Below are 15,165 nucleotides of genomic sequence, written 5' to 3'. Positions count from 1 at the left end.
GCTACTTCGCTTCCGGGGTTGCGGCCGGGGGGACCTTCGCGGCGTCGCCGGGCGGGCCGGACGTGCCGCCGCGGGTGCCGAGGAGGACGGCGTCGCGGCCGTCGTACTCCTCCAGTAGCACCTGGACCTTCTCGCGCTGCGAGGTGGGGAGGTTCTTGCCCACGTAGTCGGCGCGGATGGGCAGTTCGCGGTGTCCGCGGTCGACGAGGACGGCCAGCTGCACGGCGCGCGGGCGGCCGATGTCGTTGAGCGCGTCGAGCGCGGCGCGGATCGTGCGGCCGGAGAAGAGCACGTCGTCGACGAGGACCACGAGCCTGCCGTCGATCCCGGCGGGCGGGATCTCGGTGCGCTCCAGCGCGCGGGCGGGCCGCAGGCGCAGGTCGTCGCGGTACATGGTGATGTCGAGGGCGCCGACCGGGATCTTGATGTCCTCGATGTCCTCGAGGCGCTCGGCGAGCCGGCGGGCGAGTGCGACGCCGCGGGTCGGAATACCGAGCAGCACCACGTCGTCGGCGCCCTTGGCGCGTTCGACGATCTCGTGGGCGACCCGGGTGAGGACCCGGGCGATGTCGGAGGCGTCGAGGACGGTCCGGGCGGTGCCGGGGTCCAGGTCTCCGGGACGCGGATTGGCCTTGGTCATGCGGATGCAGACCTCCTTCCCCGTCTCACGGGACGGGCTTTAAAGGACGTCGGGTTACGCCCTCACACTAGCAGGGCCATGATCGCGCCGATTTGCGTGCTTCCTCCAACCGTCCGGCCTGCACACAGAGCTGCCGGAGGCCCCGCGGGTCCCGGCCTTCGGTCCCGGCGGACGCCGGGGCGAACGTACCGGTTAGGCCGTTCGGCTTGACGGACGCAAATTACTCTGCGTAACCTCACAATGAGTGACCACCGGGCGAAACGCGACACTCGCGACGTGTCGGCCGAGGTTCCGGGCCGGCGCCCCGAGATCGTGCGGCGCAGCGGTGGCTTCTCCCCCATCGGCTCATCCACCGGTGGGCCTTCATGGTCACAGTCACCTGTTTTTGGGAGCCAGATGTCCAGCGACTACGCCAAGCAGCTCGGGGCGAAACTCCGCGCCATCCGAACCCAGCAGGGGCTGTCCCTGCACGGTGTCGAGGAGAAGTCCCAGGGGCGCTGGAAGGCCGTCGTCGTCGGGTCGTACGAACGCGGCGACCGCGCCGTCACGGTGCAGCGTCTCGCCGAGCTCGCCGACTTCTACGGTGTTCCGGTCCAGGAGCTGCTGCCCGGCGGCACGCCGAACGGCGCCGCCGAGCCGCCGCCGCGCCTCGTGCTCGACCTCGAGCGCCTCTCACAGGTCCCGTCCGACAAGGCCGGGCCTCTCCAGCGTTACGCCGCCACGATCCAGAGCCAGCGCGGCGACTACAACGGCAAGGTGCTGTCGATCCGCCAGGACGACCTGCGCACACTCGCCGTGATCTACGACCAGTCGCCCAGCGTGCTCACCGAGCAGCTGATCAGCTGGGGGGTCCTCAACCCCGAGGCGCGGCGTGCGGTCGACACGACCCCGGGCGCCTGACCCGGGAACTGACACAGCGTCACACGCGGTGGGGCCGGGAGGACGTCGTCCTCCCGGTCCCACCGTCGTTTACCGGGCGTATGTCCGCCCCGCCCGAACTCGCTGGTCCCGCACCCCGGTACGGCCCGTCCGCTGAGCGCGAGACGCGGTGCGAGACGCCGCGGGGACGGACGGCTGCGACCGCGGAGCCGCCGTCGTCCGGGCCGAACTGCTCGACTTACTCGGCTTGGAAGGCCTCGTCGAAGCGTGCCGCCAGGTGGAGGTACTCGTTGCCCCAGCCGCTGGAGATCGACAGTTCCTGCAACGGGCCGGTCGGCAGGAAGAGGAGACGCATGCCGGCCGGGCGGCCGCCGGCCTCGACCTCGGCGGCCAGCGCGTCGAACTCCGCCAGTGCCTCGGCGGCGTCGTTCCACGACGACCAGCCGAAGTCGTTTCCGGGCAGCGCCATCAGTTCGCGCATGCGGGCCAGAACCTGCGTCAGTTCCACCGGAGTACAGCTCGTCAGGGCGCCGCGGACGCGGAACCGGCGGTCGCCTCGCCGCCCGCGGCCTCGGCGGCCCCGGACTCCGCGGCCTTGGCGGCGTCGTAGCGTTCCTGCGCGGCCAGCACGCCGGCCATGTTGCCCTCGATGAACCCGATCAGGTCGCTCAGGCGTGCCACGACGCCCGACCCGAACTCGGTCAGCCGGTACTCGACCTTCGGCGGGATCGCCTGCCGCACCTCGCGTACGACCAGGCCGTCGCGCTCCAGGGCGTGCAGCGCCTGCGCGAGCATCTTCTCGCTGATGCCCTCGACTCGGCGGCGCAGCGCGTTGAAGCGCATGTCGCCGTCGGCGAGCGCGACGAGCACGAGGCCGCCCCAGCGGCCGGTGACGTGCTCCATGGTCGGCCGGGACGGGCAACCCCGGGCGAACACGTCGAACACGACCTCCTCGAGGCCGTCTGCCGCGTGCTCGGCGACGCGGGGGCTCTTGGTGGTGTCCATGCGCACAACGGTACCTCTACAGTACTGGCGATGCGAGAGCACTATCCGATGGGTTGCACTTTCCAAAAGTTAGTGCCATGGTCTTCGTAAGCGCCGAGCCACACCGCGCACCGCCCCGCACACCGCCCCACGCATCGAGGAGAACCACCGTGATCGTCGTCACCGCCGCCACCGGACGCCTGGGCCGCCTCACCGTCGAGAACCTGCTCGCCCGCGGCGTCTCGCCCGCGGACATCGCCGTCGCCGTCCGCTCCCCGGAGCGCGCCGCCGACCTCGCCGCACGCGGCGTCCAGGTCCGCGAGGGCGACTACGACCGCCCCGAGACCCTGGCCCCCGCCTTCGCGGGGGCGGACCGGCTGCTCTTCGTCTCCGCGAGTGCGCACGACAACGACCTGCGCATCGCGCAGCACGTCAACGTGGTCGCCGCGGCCCAGGAGGCCGGCGTCGGCCGGGTCGTCTACACCTCGATCGTCGAGGCCGACACCAACCCGCTCGACCTGGCCCGGGTGCACAACGACACCGAGCAGCGCATCCGCGCGACCGGCCTGCCGTACACGTTCCTGCGCAACAGCTGGTACTTCGAGAACTACACGGCAGGCGTACCGGGCGCGGTCGAGCGCGGCGGCATCGTCGGCACGGCGTCCGACGGCCGCATCGCCGCGGCCTCGATCGCCGACTTCGCCGAGGCGGCCGCGGTGGTGCTCACCACGGACGGCCACGACGGCAAGGTGTACGAGCTGACCGGCGACACCTCCTGGACCGTCGCCGACCTCGCCGCCGAGGTCTCGCGGCAGTCCGGCAAGCCGGTCGCCTACACCGACCTCCCCGCCGAGCAGCTGGCCGAGATCCTCGCGGGCGCCGGACTGCCGGCCGGTCTCGTCGCGCTGCTCGTCGACGCCGAGACCCACACGCGTACCGGCGCGCTCGGCACCGTGACCGACCAGCTGCGCACGCTGATCGGCCGCCCGACGACGACCCTCGCCGACGCCGTCGCCGAGGCGCTCAAGGACTGACGGAACGGAAGGCACCCCCGCACGAACACGACGGCCCGCCGCGGAACTCCGCGGCGGGCCGTCAGGCGTGCGGGCCGAGCTTGCCGTCAGCCGTGCACGATCTCGCCGCCCACGGCAACGAGTTCACAGACCGTGTCCGGGATGTCGGCCGGGTCCGCGGCCAGGATGTCGCGCGACAGGACCACGAAGTCCGCCAGCTTGCCCACCGTGAGGGAACCGCGCTCGTGCTCCAGGAAGTTCGCGTACGCCGACCCCATCGTGTAGCCGTGCACGGCCGTCGCGACGTCGACCGTCTCGGACGGCACCCACGGCTCCCCTCCCCCGAGCGGACGCCGCGTCACCGCGGTGTAGATGCCGACCATCGGGTCCATCTCGGCGACGTTCCAGTCGCTGGAGAACGCGAGCACCGCGCCCGCCTCGTGCAGGCTGCGCATCGGCCACGCCTTGTGCCAGCGCTCCTCGCCGACGTTCTCCGCCCAGTCCTGCCCCGGCCCGGCGATCTCGGGCGCGCAGTGCCGCGGCTGCATGCAGGCGACGACGCCGAGTTCGCGGAACCGCGCCACGTCGTCGGGGTCCAGGCACTCGACGTGCACCACCTGGTGGCGCGCGTCGCGGGCGCCGTTCACGTTCCGGGCGTGCGCGACGGCGTCCAGGACCGTCCGGATGCCGCGGTCGCCGGTGGCGTGCACGAAGCACTGGAAGCCGCGTGCGTCCAGCTTGGCGAGCAGCCCGGCGAACTCCTCCGCGGGGTAGAAGGTGTCCCCGCGGTGGTGGGCGCAGCCGCGGTACGGCTCCAGCAGCGCCGCGGTGCGCGGCTCCACGACGTCGTCGATGTAGAGCTTGAGCGGCCCGACCGAGAAGCGCTCGTCGTCGAACTCCTTTGCCGCCGCGGCGAAGTCGTCGAGGTCGGCGTCGGTGGTGCCGCGCGGGTGGAACAGCGCGGCGACGACGCGGGAGCGCAGCCGCCCCTCGGCGCGGGCGCGGGTGAACAGGGCGAGGTCGTCCAGCGAGTTCTGGGGTTCGACGACGGTGGTGATGCCGTAGCGGATGGCGTCGTCGAGGCTGCGCGCGAGGCGGCCGTACTGGCGGTCCGGGCTCGCCCACGGCACGCCGAGCGCGCGCAGTTCACGGTGGCCGTCGCGGGAGAGGCCGCGCACCGCGAAGTCCTTGATGAACCCGGTGGGTTCGCCGGTGGCCTCGTCCTTGTGCACCCGGCCGTACGGGAGAACGTCGCTGTCGCGCGTGATGCCGAGGCGGCGCAGCGCGGCGGTGTTGAGCCACGCGGTGTGCACGTCGTAGGAGAACACGATAGCGGGGGTGTCGCCGGTGGCCGGGTCCAGATCCTCGGCGCGCGGCATGCGGCCGTCCGGGATGGCGGAGTAGTCGAACGCCTCGCCCTCGATCCAGGAGGCGTCGGGATTCTGCGCGTGCCACGCGCGGATGCGGTCGTGGATGGCGTCGAGCGTACGCGCGCCCGCGAGTTGCACGCACGCGTCGTCGGAGCCGAGGCGCACGTGGTTGTGCGCGTCGACGAACCCGGGCAGGACGCGGCGGCCCTCGCCCGCCACGACCCGGGTGCCGGGGCCGATCCACGCGGACGCGCCGTCGTCGGGCCCGATCCAGGCGATACGCCCGGCGACGACCGCGAGGGCTTCGGCCTCGGGCAGATCGGGGTCGACGGTGTGGATGCGCGCGCCGCGCAGGACGAGGTCGGCGGTCTGGTTCACGGGAGCTCCCAACGGGGGTGGTGCGGGTGGTGCGGGTGGTGCGTCATGCGCGTGTGTCATGTGGCGTGTGCCATGCGGCGGGTGTCATGCGTCGTGCGGCGCGCGGACGGTGCGTCGTGCGCGATGCGCGCGTGGTGGCGCGTCGTGCCGGTCGGTCGGGCGCGTCAGTTCCGGCGGAACTGCGGTTCGCGGCGGGCGAGAACCCAGTAGAGGAGTCCGGCGACGACCGCGCCCACGAGGGTGAAGTCACCGCCGAGCGGGGCGACCAGCGGGCCGGTCCACAGGGCGGATTCGGCGGCCAGCGCGGCAATTGCGACGCCGGTCGCGAGCGCGGCCATGCCGGGGATGTGGAACCCGCGGTGGTACCAGTACGCGCCGCCGGTCATGTCGTGCAGTGCCGCCGCGTCGTACCGGCACCTGCGCATGAGCGTGTCGGCGATGAACACGCCGCCCCACGGCGCGAAGACGACCAGCAGCACGGACAGGAAGCTGGTGAGCGACTCGGTGAAGTCGACCCAGAAAAGGGTCGCGAGCGAGCCGGCCGCGACGACGGCGGTGCTCACCAGGATGCCGCGCGAGCGCGACCACGGGATGCCGAGGACCTGGAGGTTCAGGCTCGACGAGTAAAGGGTCAGGATCGAGTTGGTGACCGAGCCACCCACCACCAGGAACAGGAACAGCGCCTGGAACCAACCGGGCAGCAGGTCGGCGACGCCCGCGACCGGGTCCGTCATGTCGGCCTGCGTCGCTGCGGCCACGCCGACCACGCCCAGCACGACGGACGCGAGCATGCCGCCCACCGCGCCGCTCCAGGTGATCGCCTTGAGGGTCGTGGTCCTGGGCAGGTAGCGGGTGTAGTCGGAGGGCATCGGCAGGTACGACACCGGGCCGGCGATCATCACGACCAGCGCGAGCGTCCAGGCGTGGAAGCCGCCGCCGGAGACCGCGCCGGGGTCGGCGTCGGGGACGACGAACAGCACGACGAGGGCGAAGCCGGCGCCGAGGACGTACGCCATCCACCGCTCGGCCGCCTGCACCGTCGCGTGCCCCCACATCGCCACGACGAAGGTGAGCGCGAGCGTGACGACCAGGGCCAGCGCGCGCCCGAAGTCTCCGCCGTGCCAGCCGAGTTCCGCGAACAGCGCCTCCAGGGCGAAGGTGCCGACCACGGTGTTGAGGATGGTGTAGCCGATCCCGACGACCCAGTTGAGCAGCCCGGCGGGCAGGTTGCCCAGCACGCCGAAGGTGGCGCGGGAGATGACGAGTGTCGCGGTGCCGGTGCGGATGCCGGCGAGACCAAGGGCGCTGACCGCGAAGAACGCCAGGCCGCCGAGGACGACGACGGCGGTCGCCGCCCAGAAGGACAGGCCGAACGCGACGGCGAGGGTGCCGTTGATGACGTACGTGAAGGTCAGGTTCGAGCCGAACCACAGCCAGAACAGGTCCTTCGCGCCGCCGTGCCGCTCGTCGTCGGGGATCGGGTCGATGCCGTGGGTCTCGACCTGGAAGACCTCGTCGCGGGCGGCCGCGGTGGCGGCGGACGCGGGGTCCGAGGCGGCGGACGCGGTCGTGGGCGCGGTCGCGGACGCAGCCGTGGCCGTGGCCTTGGCCTTGGCGGCGAACGGCGCCGCGGGTTCGCGGGGCAGGGTCACCGGGACCTCCCCTCTCCGGGGCAGAAGTTTGAATGACGCTCAAGAACTTTGAACGGCACTCAAGGTCGTTCACGGATCGCGCCGCTGTCAAGAGTTCTCCGGAAATCCGTGACATATTTGACCGACGTTCAAGGTACCCGGGCGCAGGGGCGGCCTGCGGGTAGGGTCTCGGCGAGCGGCGCCGCCCATCCGGTCGGCGCGGACGCGGGACGCGGCACACGGAGGTTCAGCGGTGGCGGCACGGCGGCGGGACGGACGGATCGCACAGGACCGCATGCTGGAGGAGGCGGTCACGGCGATCGCCGAGGACGGCCTCGCGTCCCTCACGATGGCCGGCCTCGCGGACCGGCTCGGCACCAGCGGCGGCCACATCCTGTACTACTTCGGCAGCAAGGACCAGCTCCTGCTGGCGGCGCTGCGCTGGAGCGAGGACCGGCTGAGCGGCGAGCGCGCGGCCCTGCTCGGGCGGCGCGTACGCCCGCCCCGCATGCTCGACCTGTTCCTCGGCCTCTACCTGCCCAGCGGGGCCCGCGACCCGCGGTGGATGCTGTGGCTGGAACTGTGGGCGCGTACCGCCGGAAACGACGAACTGCGCAGCGCCCAGGAGGAGATCGACCGGGGGTGGAGCGACGACCTCGAAACGATCCTGCGCCGGGGCGCGGACGCCGGGGCCTTCGCCCTCGGCGACGCGGCGTCGGACACGTCGGAACTGCTGGCGCTGCTGGAAGGGCTCAGCACCCGGGTGGTGCTGGGGCTGGCGGGGGCGACACGGGAGGACGCCCTGGCCACCGCACGACGGGCCGCGACGCGCCTGACCGGTACGGCCTAGCGCGACGCGGAGCAGGACGACGTGGTGCCCAGCAGCACGGAGCAGAAAGGCACGGCCCGGCGCGGCCCAGCACGGCGCGGGCGTCCAGGACGCGTCAGCCGGACTCGCGTACGACGACGCGCGGGTGCACGACCATGTGGTCCCGGTGCTTGTACGGCCGCCCGGTCATCAGCGCGGTCACCATGTCCGCGGCGCCGCTGCCCATCGTGCGGGTGTGCATCGCGACGCTGGTGAGCCGCGGCCACACCAGGTCGCAGAAGGGCAGGTCGTCGGCGCCGACCACGGCCATGTCGTCGGGCACCGACCAGCCGCACTCGCGCAGTGCGGAAATGATCATGAGGGCGAAGTCGTCGTTGCCGGCGAAGACCGCGGTGGGCGGCTCGGTCTGGTGCTGCCAGCCGCGCACGACCGCGAGGACGTCCTCGCGGACGTAGCCGACGTCGACCCGCTCCAGGAAGCAACCGGCTTCCTCCGCCGCCGACTTCGCGCCTTCCCAGCGTTCGTTCGCGAGACCTGCGAGTGGGCCTGCCGGGACGAGGCAGGCCATGCGTCTGTGTCCGCGGCCTATCAGGTGGCGGATCGCGAGCGCGCCGGAGTCCCGGTTGTCGAAGATCGCGGTCGGCACCCCGGGGTGCTCCTCGCGGCCCCACGCGAAGATGGCGCGGACGCCGGCCCGGCGCAGCACCTCCACGCCGCCGTCGGTGAGCCGGTTGGACTCGGCGAGTACCGCGAGCGGGCGCAGTGCGGCCCAGGTGCGCGCCGCGTCCACGCCGCGCGCGTACCGGTCGCCGTGGATCAGCAGGTTGAGGTCCTGGCGGCGCAGCGCCTCGGTGAACTCGTCCACGAACTGCTCCAGGAGCTGGCCCATCGGCTGGAGGGGCAGCGGGAACAGGACGATGTCGCTGCTGCCGGAGCGCAGCGAGCGGGCGGGCGCGCTGGGGGCGTAGCCGAGTTCACGCACGGCCTTGAGGACGCGTTCGCGGGTCTCGGCGCTGACCCGGGCTCCGGGCGGGGAGTTGAGCACGTACGACACCGTCGAGCGGGACACGCCCGCGACGCGGGCGACGTCGGCGCTGGTGGGGGGCTTGGCCCCGGACTCGGGCATGGTCATGGCCGACACCCCTCCCTGAGCCGCCTGGGGCGGCCTTGTCGCGGCGCGTGCACCGGGGTTGGACGGAACCCCATGTCGAGCACCCCCGTCACTGCCAGTTGGTGGCCTCGGGCACGGATCGACATGCCCAGGAAACCTTACTGTTTCCTTGCTCAAATCAGGGGTTTTCAGCCTGATGAATTCTCGGGTTCCGGCAGGTTTTCCGGGCCGCGCGGGCCGGATACGGAACGGCGGCGTCCGGGACGTCCGGGACGTCCGATTCAAGCGCTTGATTCAGCACGGGACGCGGGCCGACTACCGCCCGGAGTCCGGCTCCCAGCCCGCTCCTAGCCAGCCCGTGTCGACGAGTCCGGACATCGCCGACCACGCCGCGTCGATGGTGACGGCGAGGTCCTCGGGGTCGTACGCGCCGCGCTCGGTCCACTCGTCCATCGCGACGCGCACCACCGCGTTGAAGCAGCTGACCGTGATCGCCGGGCGCAGGTCCCGGTGCGGGTCGACGCCCTGGCGGCGGGCGATCTCGGCGGCCATCAGCCGCTCGGTCTCCATCGCGTGGCGCAGGCTCGCCGCCATCAGCGTCGGATTGCCCTCGATGAGGCGGCGGGTGCGCAGCCACGCCTCGGTGGACCCGAGCTTGGGGTCGCGGGCGATGGCGTCCATCACCTCGGCGGTCGCCCGGCGCAGGGTGACGACCGGCGGCTCGTCGGCGGGCCGGGCCGCGACGGCGGCGACGAGCGAGCGCTCGACCTCCGAGGAGCGGGCGAGGGCGACCTCCTCCTTGCCGGGGAAGTAGCGGAAGAAGGTACGCCTGGACACGTCGACCGCGGCGACGATCTCGTCGATGGTCGTCGCGTCGTACCCCTTGCGCCAGAAGAGTTCGAGCGCCGCGTCGACGAGCGCCTCCCGGGTGCGCTCCTTCTTGCGCTCGCGCAGGCCCGTGGCACCGCCGGCGCCGGGGGCCGTGCCCGAGGTCGCGCCCGGGGTCGTGCCGGGGGTGGTTCTCGCCGAGCCCTGGTCCACGATCACGCTTCCTCTCCCGTTCCTGGCGGCGAGTATGCCACCTGCCACTCAGTGCAACATGGCGCGTTTTGCCATATGGCACTCAGTGCCATAACCTGTGTCCGTTTCCCGCGCCCCGCAAACACGCCCCCGGGGGGGATGGACCGATGCCGAACACCACCGCCCCGGAACGGGACGCCAGAGCGCCCCGCTCACCCGACGCGCCGTCAACCGACGTCAAGAGCAGGGGACTTCGCGGGAACCCGTGGCTCATCCTGCTGGCCGTCGCACTCGGCGTGATGATGGTGTCCCTCGACGGCACCGTGGTCGCCATCGCCAACCCCGAGATCTCCGCCGACCTCGGCGCGTCGCTCGGCGAACTCCAGTGGGTCACCAACGGCTACCTGCTCGCGCTCGCGGTCTTCCTGATCCCGGCGGGCAAACTCGGCGACCGCTACGGCCACCGCACGGTCTTCCTGGTCGGCGCCGTCGGCTTCGTCCTCACCTCGGTGGCCATCGGAGTCGCGGGCAACATCACCGCGCTCATCGGATTCCGGGTCCTCCAGGGCCTGTTCGGCGCCATGCTCCAGCCCACCGCGCTCGGCCTGCTGCGCGCCGGCTTCCCGCCGCACAAGCTCAACATGGCCATCGGCATATGGGGCGCGGCGATCTCCGCCGCCTCCGCAGCGGGCCCGATCGTCGGCGGTCTGCTCGTCCAGCACATCGGCTGGGAGTCGGTCTTCTTCGTCAACGCCCCGCTCGGTGCGATCGCCATCGCGGTCGGCCTCGCGGTCCTGCCCGGCAGCCGCACCGCGGGCGCCGCCGGACGCATCGACCTGCCGGGCGTCACCCTGCTGTCCGCCGCGATGTTCTGCCTCGTGTGGGGCGTCATCAAGTCGGCCGACCACGGGTGGGGCAGCGCGTACACGCTCGGCTTCCTCGCCGCCTTCGTGGCGCTGCTGCTCCTGTTCGCCGCGTGGCAGGCCCGCGCCACCGAACCGCTCATGCCGCTCAGGCTGTTCCGCAACCGGTCGTTCTCGTCCGGCGTGGTGCTGATGATCTTCATGGCCTTCGGCATGTTCGGCGCGCTGTTCTTCCTCACCTTCTACCTGATCGGCGTCGGGGGCCTCAGCCCGGTCGACGCGGGCGTACGCATGCTGCCGCTGACCGTCATGATGGTCGTCGGCTCGGCGGTTTCCGGCGCCTTGGTCGGACGCCTCGGCCCGCGCCTGCCGATGACCGGCGGCCTGATCGTCACCGCCGGCTCGATGTTCTGGATGACGCAACTCGACGCCGACGCCTCCCTGGCCTCCACCGCGCCCTGCTTCGCGCTGCTCGGCTTCGGCATCAGCCCGATCATGATCGCCGCGACCGACGTCATCGTCGGCAACGCCCCGGTCGAACTCGCCGGCGTCGCCTCCGGCATCCAGCAGGCCGCGATGCAGGTCGGCGGCGCGCTGGGCACCGCGGTCCTGGGCGCGGTCATGGCCGCCGAGGTCTCCTCGTCGCTGCCCGGCCACTGGACCGACCAGGGCCTCGGTCCGCTGTCCGGCGACGCGGTGAACCAGATGAAGGACTCGGTGTCGACCGGCGTCGCGCCCGTGCCGCCCGGCACCGCACCCGACCTCGCCGCAAGGATCTCCGAGGCGTCGCACGCGTCGTTCCTCGACGGCATGCATCTGTCCTTCGCCATCGGTGCGATCGCGTTCGTCTGCGCGATCTCCCTGGCGCTGCTCGTCCGGTCGGGCGAACGCCGTGAGGGCATGGCGTCCGTACACGTCTGACCGGCGCCACGGGGGGAAACGAGGGGCCGACTGGTGAAGCAGTCGGCCCCTCACCGTCTCGGCTCTCCCGCTCACCCGCGGTGGCGTGTCACGGGCGTCCGGTGTCGACGGGGCGGTAGCCGGAGCAGAGCACGCGCAGCCAGGTGATCCGGTCGCCGTCGGTGGCGTAGTACGCCTGCTGCTCGACGAGGAAGCGGGCGTCGCCGGTGCGGACCTGGAGGCGGTAGGCGAGGTGCTCGCGGTCGCCCATCGACCCGGTGCCGACGTGCAGGAGGCGCTCGATGTGGTCGTCGGGGTCGAACCAGCGGCCCAGGATGATGTCGTCGACGACCTCGGCCGCGTCGGCGGCTTCCCACGGCCTTCCGGGGGTGAGGCCCCTGAAGTCGACGTGGGGGTCGAGCAAGGCGAGCAGGGCCTCGCGGTCCTTGGCCACGAGCGCTTCGGCGAACCTCTTGCCAAGTACGTCGCTACTCACGTGGTGGTCCCTTCTGCGGTCGGCTTCTGCCATTCCACAGCAGCGGTACGGGGAAGGCATCCGTTCGCGGTATCGAACTTCTCGCGGTGGTGGTCGTGAGTGACGAGGCGCGCCACGTCGCGAACCGGGGAAGCAGTCGGCCCCTACGCCGGTTTGCGGGCAGATAGACAGGTACTCTGACCGCGTGCATCAAGACGCGCTCGCCGGAGCCCACCCGGGGTCGGAACTCGTGACGCTGCTCGTCGGCGCCGTACGCGGCATCAGCCAGGTCTTCTCGGACCGCATGACCGCCGCCGGCTTCGACGACGTACGCCCGACCCACGGCTTCGCCCTCACCCTGGTCGGCGAGCACGGCACCACCGCCACCGAGCTGGGACGACGGCTCGGCATGACCAAGCAGTCCGCCGGCGAGGTCGTCACCCACCTCGCCCGCCAGGGCTACGTCGAACGCCAGCCCGACCCCGAGGACCGCCGCGCCCGCCGCATAACCCTGACCGCACGCGGCCACGAATGCGTCGGCATCATCTGGACCGAACTCGCCGACATACAAAGCGCCTGGGAGGGAGCCGTCGGCACCGCGGGCCTCGACGACCTCACGACCGGCCTGCGCAAGGGCCTGCGCACCCTCCGCGACGGCGGCCACATCCCCGAAGGCCTGCGCCAGGCCTGGTGGTGGTACGCGTGACCCCACGCCCGGCGCCGCGCACCGGTCACCCGGCTCGCTGGGCTCACCGGGCTCACCGGGCTCGGTCGGCTCAGTCGGCTCGGTTCACTCGGCCAAGGCCAGGACGGCCGCGGCGATCAGCGAGACCAGAACGGCGGCCGCCGCCGTGAACGCGATCGGCCCGGCGCCCACGACGGGAGTGCCGCGGCGGATCGCGTCGTCGACGCGGCGGAAGCGTACGGCGCTCGCGAGGTAGACGAAGACCGACACCGCGATGACGACCGCGCCCGGGACCATCCACCCCCAGTGGTCCAGGCGATGGCCCGCGTGCAGCATGAGCCCGCCGTTCGCGAGGAAAGCCAGGGCGGTGCGCGACCAGGCGAGGCGGGTCCGCTCGGGCTGGAGGCCCGGGTCGACGGGGCCGTTGCGCGTCGCCGGTGCCCCGCCCGTCACCCGATCGCCATCAGGATCACGCTGACGACGATCACCGCCGCGACCCCCAGCGAAAGCATGAGCGGCATCGACGTCGCGGGCAGGGCCTGGCTGAGGCGCATCGCCCGCTCGACGCGGAACCAGCGCCGGTACGAGAACGCAGCGAGCGCGGTCGCTATGGCGACGAGGACGAACCCCAGCACCAGCCGCTGGCCGCGTGGGCCGAGGTCCGGCAGGAACTGCACGACCGCGACCCCGCCCGCCAACAGCGACAACGCGGTCCGTATCCACGCGAGGAAGGTGCGCTCGTTGGCGAGGGTGAACCGGTAGTCGGGCTCGTCCCCGATGTCCTGGAGCCGGGGACGGCGCCGATCGTTGGCCATGGTCACGATTGTGCCGTGTGCCCTCCCGACCCACCGCGCGGGGCAGCCTGGCGCGTCGCGTGGATTTCCGCCGCCGGTCGGAACAGGCCGCCGATGACGTCGGGGAGCAGACGCTCGGCGAGCGCCGTGGGGAGTTGTTCGAGGAGTGCCAGGACCGGGGCCATGCGTTCGGGGAGCGAGCCGCCCGCGCCGATGCCGGCCAGATCGAGGAGAGCCGCCGAGTCGGCGGCGCCGAGCGCCGCGGGGTCCACAAGGGCGGCCGCTTCCGCGAGTTGCCCATCGGCGACGGCCGGGCCGAGCGTACGCGCCTCTGCGGCCGCCGACGCGAGCGCGGCGAGCAGCTCCGGGGCCTTGCCGTCGGCGGCGGCGGTCACCGTGAGGTGCACGGTGCGCGGCAGTCCCGCGTAGCCGGGCTGCGGCTGTACATACCATCCGTGGGAGCGCAGGCAGTCGGCGAGCACGAACACGTCCAGCTCCGCGTCTTCGCTCGCGACCGCGAGGAGTGATCCGGGCGGGTCGCCCAGGACGCGCAGCCCGGGGGTCGCGTCCACGCCGACGCGCAGCGCGCGGGCGGTACGAACCGTGCGGCGGGCCAGTTCCTCGTAGCCCGCGTCGCCGATGTGCCGCAGCACCGCCCAGGCCGCCGCGAGCGGCCCCGCCGACTTGGTGCCCTGGAGGGTCGCGTTGACGACCGGGTAGCCGGGCCATGCGGCGCACGCGAAGTAGCCGTGGCGGCGCAGTTCGGCGTCGCGGAAGAGGAGCACGGAGGCGCCCTTGGGGGTGTACGCGTACTTGTGCAGGTCGACCGACAGGGACGTGACGCCGGGCACCGACAGGTCGAAGTCGGCGACGGGTGCCGCCTCGGGCAGGCGCCGCGCGTACGGCAGCAGCCACCCGCCGATGCACGCGTCCACGTGGCACAGCACGCCGCGCTCGGCGGCGAGCCCCGCGATCTCGGCCACCGGATCGACGACGCCGTGCGCGTACGACGGTGCCGACGCGACGACCAGCGCGGTCCGCTCGCCGAGCGCGGCGGCGACGGCAGCGGGGTCGGGCGTGAAGGTGCGCCCGTCGACCGGCACCGCGACGGTCTCCAGTCCGAACAGGTGCGCGGCCTTGTGGAAGGCGGCGTGCGCGGTGACCGGCAGCACGAGCTGAGGGTTCGTCACACCCCGTGTGGCCCGGGCGTGTTCGCGAGCCGTCAGGACGGCGAGCAGAACGCTCTCGGTGCCGCCCGAGGTGACCGTGCCCACGGTGTCGGCGGTGCCGCCCAGCAGGCGCGCGGTGGTGCCGACCACCTCGTTCTCCAGCGCGACGACGCTGGGGAAGGCGGTCATGTCGAGCCCGTTGACCCCGGCCACGGCGGCATACGCGGCCTCGGCGAGCGCGGCGGTCTCCGCACCGAGCCCGGAGTCGTAGACGTACGCGAGCGTGCGCCCGCCGTGCACCGGGAGGTCGGCGGCGCGCAGGGCGGCGAGGTCGGCGAGAATCGCGGCGGCGGACTCGGCGGACTCGGCGGGCGCGGCGCGGGCAGGGGCCGCGGCGGACTCGGCGGGCGGGTCGTTCTGCACG

The 15,165-nt window shown here is 72.5% G+C and carries 16 protein-coding genes; 5 read left to right on the top strand and 11 right to left on the bottom strand.

The features are described from left to right. Position 1: 1 nt before the first annotated feature. Positions 2-640 carry a bifunctional pyr operon transcriptional regulator/uracil phosphoribosyltransferase PyrR gene (pyrR, locus tag ACWD12_RS26820; RefSeq protein WP_358363698.1) on the bottom strand — a complete coding sequence of 213 codons (639 nt, stop codon included), beginning with the start codon at positions 638-640 and terminating at the stop codon, positions 2-4. 396 nt (positions 641-1,036) lie between these two features. On the opposite strand from pyrR, the gene bldD reads away from it, so the two are divergent. Continuing rightward, complete coding sequence (gene bldD, locus ACWD12_RS26815; RefSeq protein WP_358363696.1) at positions 1,037-1,540, top strand: transcriptional regulator BldD; 504 nt, start codon at positions 1,037-1,039, stop codon at positions 1,538-1,540. A gap of 217 nt (positions 1,541-1,757) precedes the next feature. Here bldD and ACWD12_RS26810 read toward each other — a convergent pair whose 3' ends face one another. Then, positions 1,758-2,027, bottom strand: coding sequence for a hypothetical protein (locus ACWD12_RS26810; RefSeq protein WP_450101676.1), 270 nt, complete (start codon positions 2,025-2,027; stop codon positions 1,758-1,760). 14 nt (positions 2,028-2,041) lie between these two features. Beyond that, positions 2,042-2,524: a winged helix-turn-helix transcriptional regulator gene (locus ACWD12_RS26805; protein ID WP_358363352.1), complete on the bottom strand. Its 483-nt coding sequence runs from the start codon at positions 2,522-2,524 to the stop codon at positions 2,042-2,044. A gap of 149 nt (positions 2,525-2,673) precedes the next feature. Between ACWD12_RS26805 and ACWD12_RS26800 the strand changes: the two genes are divergently transcribed. Next, positions 2,674-3,537: an SDR family oxidoreductase gene (locus tag ACWD12_RS26800; protein ID WP_450101675.1), complete on the top strand. Its 864-nt coding sequence runs from the start codon at positions 2,674-2,676 to the stop codon at positions 3,535-3,537. Positions 3,538-3,623: 86 nt separating this feature from the next. Here the strand turns inward: ACWD12_RS26800 and ACWD12_RS26795 are convergent, their stop codons facing one another. Both ACWD12_RS26795 and ACWD12_RS26790 read right to left on the bottom strand, forming a co-directional pair. Next, positions 3,624-5,264, bottom strand: a complete 1,641-nt coding sequence (locus ACWD12_RS26795; protein WP_450101674.1) for an amidohydrolase — start codon at positions 5,262-5,264, stop codon at positions 3,624-3,626. 164 nt (positions 5,265-5,428) lie between these two features. After that, positions 5,429-6,916, bottom strand: a complete 1,488-nt coding sequence (locus ACWD12_RS26790; protein WP_450101673.1) for a purine-cytosine permease family protein — start codon at positions 6,914-6,916, stop codon at positions 5,429-5,431. Between the two features lie 274 nt (positions 6,917-7,190). Here ACWD12_RS26790 and ACWD12_RS26785 point away from each other — a divergent pair, with 274 nt between their 5' ends. Further along, positions 7,191-7,745, top strand: coding sequence for a TetR/AcrR family transcriptional regulator (locus ACWD12_RS26785; RefSeq protein WP_450101811.1), 555 nt, complete (start codon positions 7,191-7,193; stop codon positions 7,743-7,745). 94 nt (positions 7,746-7,839) lie between these two features. On the opposite strand, the gene ACWD12_RS26780 is transcribed toward ACWD12_RS26785, so the two are convergent. Next, positions 7,840-8,856 carry a LacI family DNA-binding transcriptional regulator gene (locus ACWD12_RS26780; RefSeq protein ID WP_450101672.1) on the bottom strand — a complete coding sequence of 339 codons (1,017 nt, stop codon included), beginning with the start codon at positions 8,854-8,856 and terminating at the stop codon, positions 7,840-7,842. 294 nt (positions 8,857-9,150) lie between these two features. Continuing rightward, positions 9,151-9,882: a TetR family transcriptional regulator gene (locus tag ACWD12_RS26775; RefSeq protein ID WP_358363361.1), complete on the bottom strand. Its 732-nt coding sequence runs from the start codon at positions 9,880-9,882 to the stop codon at positions 9,151-9,153. 140 nt (positions 9,883-10,022) lie between these two features. On the opposite strand from ACWD12_RS26775, the gene ACWD12_RS26770 reads away from it, so the two are divergent. Further along, positions 10,023-11,639 (top strand): MFS transporter, encoded by a 1,617-nt coding sequence (locus ACWD12_RS26770; protein ID WP_450101671.1) that lies wholly within the window; start codon positions 10,023-10,025, stop codon positions 11,637-11,639. Between the two features lie 88 nt (positions 11,640-11,727). Here the strand turns inward: ACWD12_RS26770 and ACWD12_RS26765 are convergent, their stop codons facing one another. Then, on the bottom strand, positions 11,728-12,114 hold the full coding sequence (locus tag ACWD12_RS26765) for a hypothetical protein (protein ID WP_450101670.1): 387 nt from the start codon (positions 12,112-12,114) through the stop codon (positions 11,728-11,730). Between the two features lie 184 nt (positions 12,115-12,298). Between ACWD12_RS26765 and ACWD12_RS26760 the strand changes: the two genes are divergently transcribed. Next, positions 12,299-12,799: a MarR family winged helix-turn-helix transcriptional regulator gene (locus ACWD12_RS26760; protein WP_358363365.1), complete on the top strand. Its 501-nt coding sequence runs from the start codon at positions 12,299-12,301 to the stop codon at positions 12,797-12,799. A gap of 84 nt (positions 12,800-12,883) precedes the next feature. Here ACWD12_RS26760 and ACWD12_RS26755 read toward each other — a convergent pair whose 3' ends face one another. From ACWD12_RS26755 to ACWD12_RS26745, 3 genes are read right to left on the bottom strand one after another with little or no spacing between them, the layout of a single operon-like run. Next, complete coding sequence (locus ACWD12_RS26755) at positions 12,884-13,231, bottom strand: DUF202 domain-containing protein (RefSeq protein ID WP_358363366.1); 348 nt, start codon at positions 13,229-13,231, stop codon at positions 12,884-12,886. After that, on the bottom strand, positions 13,228-13,593 hold the full coding sequence (locus ACWD12_RS26750; protein ID WP_358363367.1) for a YidH family protein: 366 nt from the start codon (positions 13,591-13,593) through the stop codon (positions 13,228-13,230). The genes ACWD12_RS26755 and ACWD12_RS26750 overlap by 4 nt, the downstream gene beginning before the upstream one ends. 2 nt (positions 13,594-13,595) lie before the next feature. Next, the gene (locus ACWD12_RS26745; RefSeq protein ID WP_450101810.1) at positions 13,596-15,164 is read right to left on the bottom strand and encodes a pyridoxal phosphate-dependent decarboxylase family protein; all 1,569 of its coding nucleotides are present in this window, start codon (positions 15,162-15,164) and stop codon (positions 13,596-13,598) included. Between the last annotated feature and the right edge of the window lies 1 nt (position 15,165).

The organism is Streptodolium elevatio, assembly GCF_053592165.1.
Note: the sequence above shows the minus strand (reverse complement) of the source record. Positions and strands in the feature narration are given on the sequence as shown.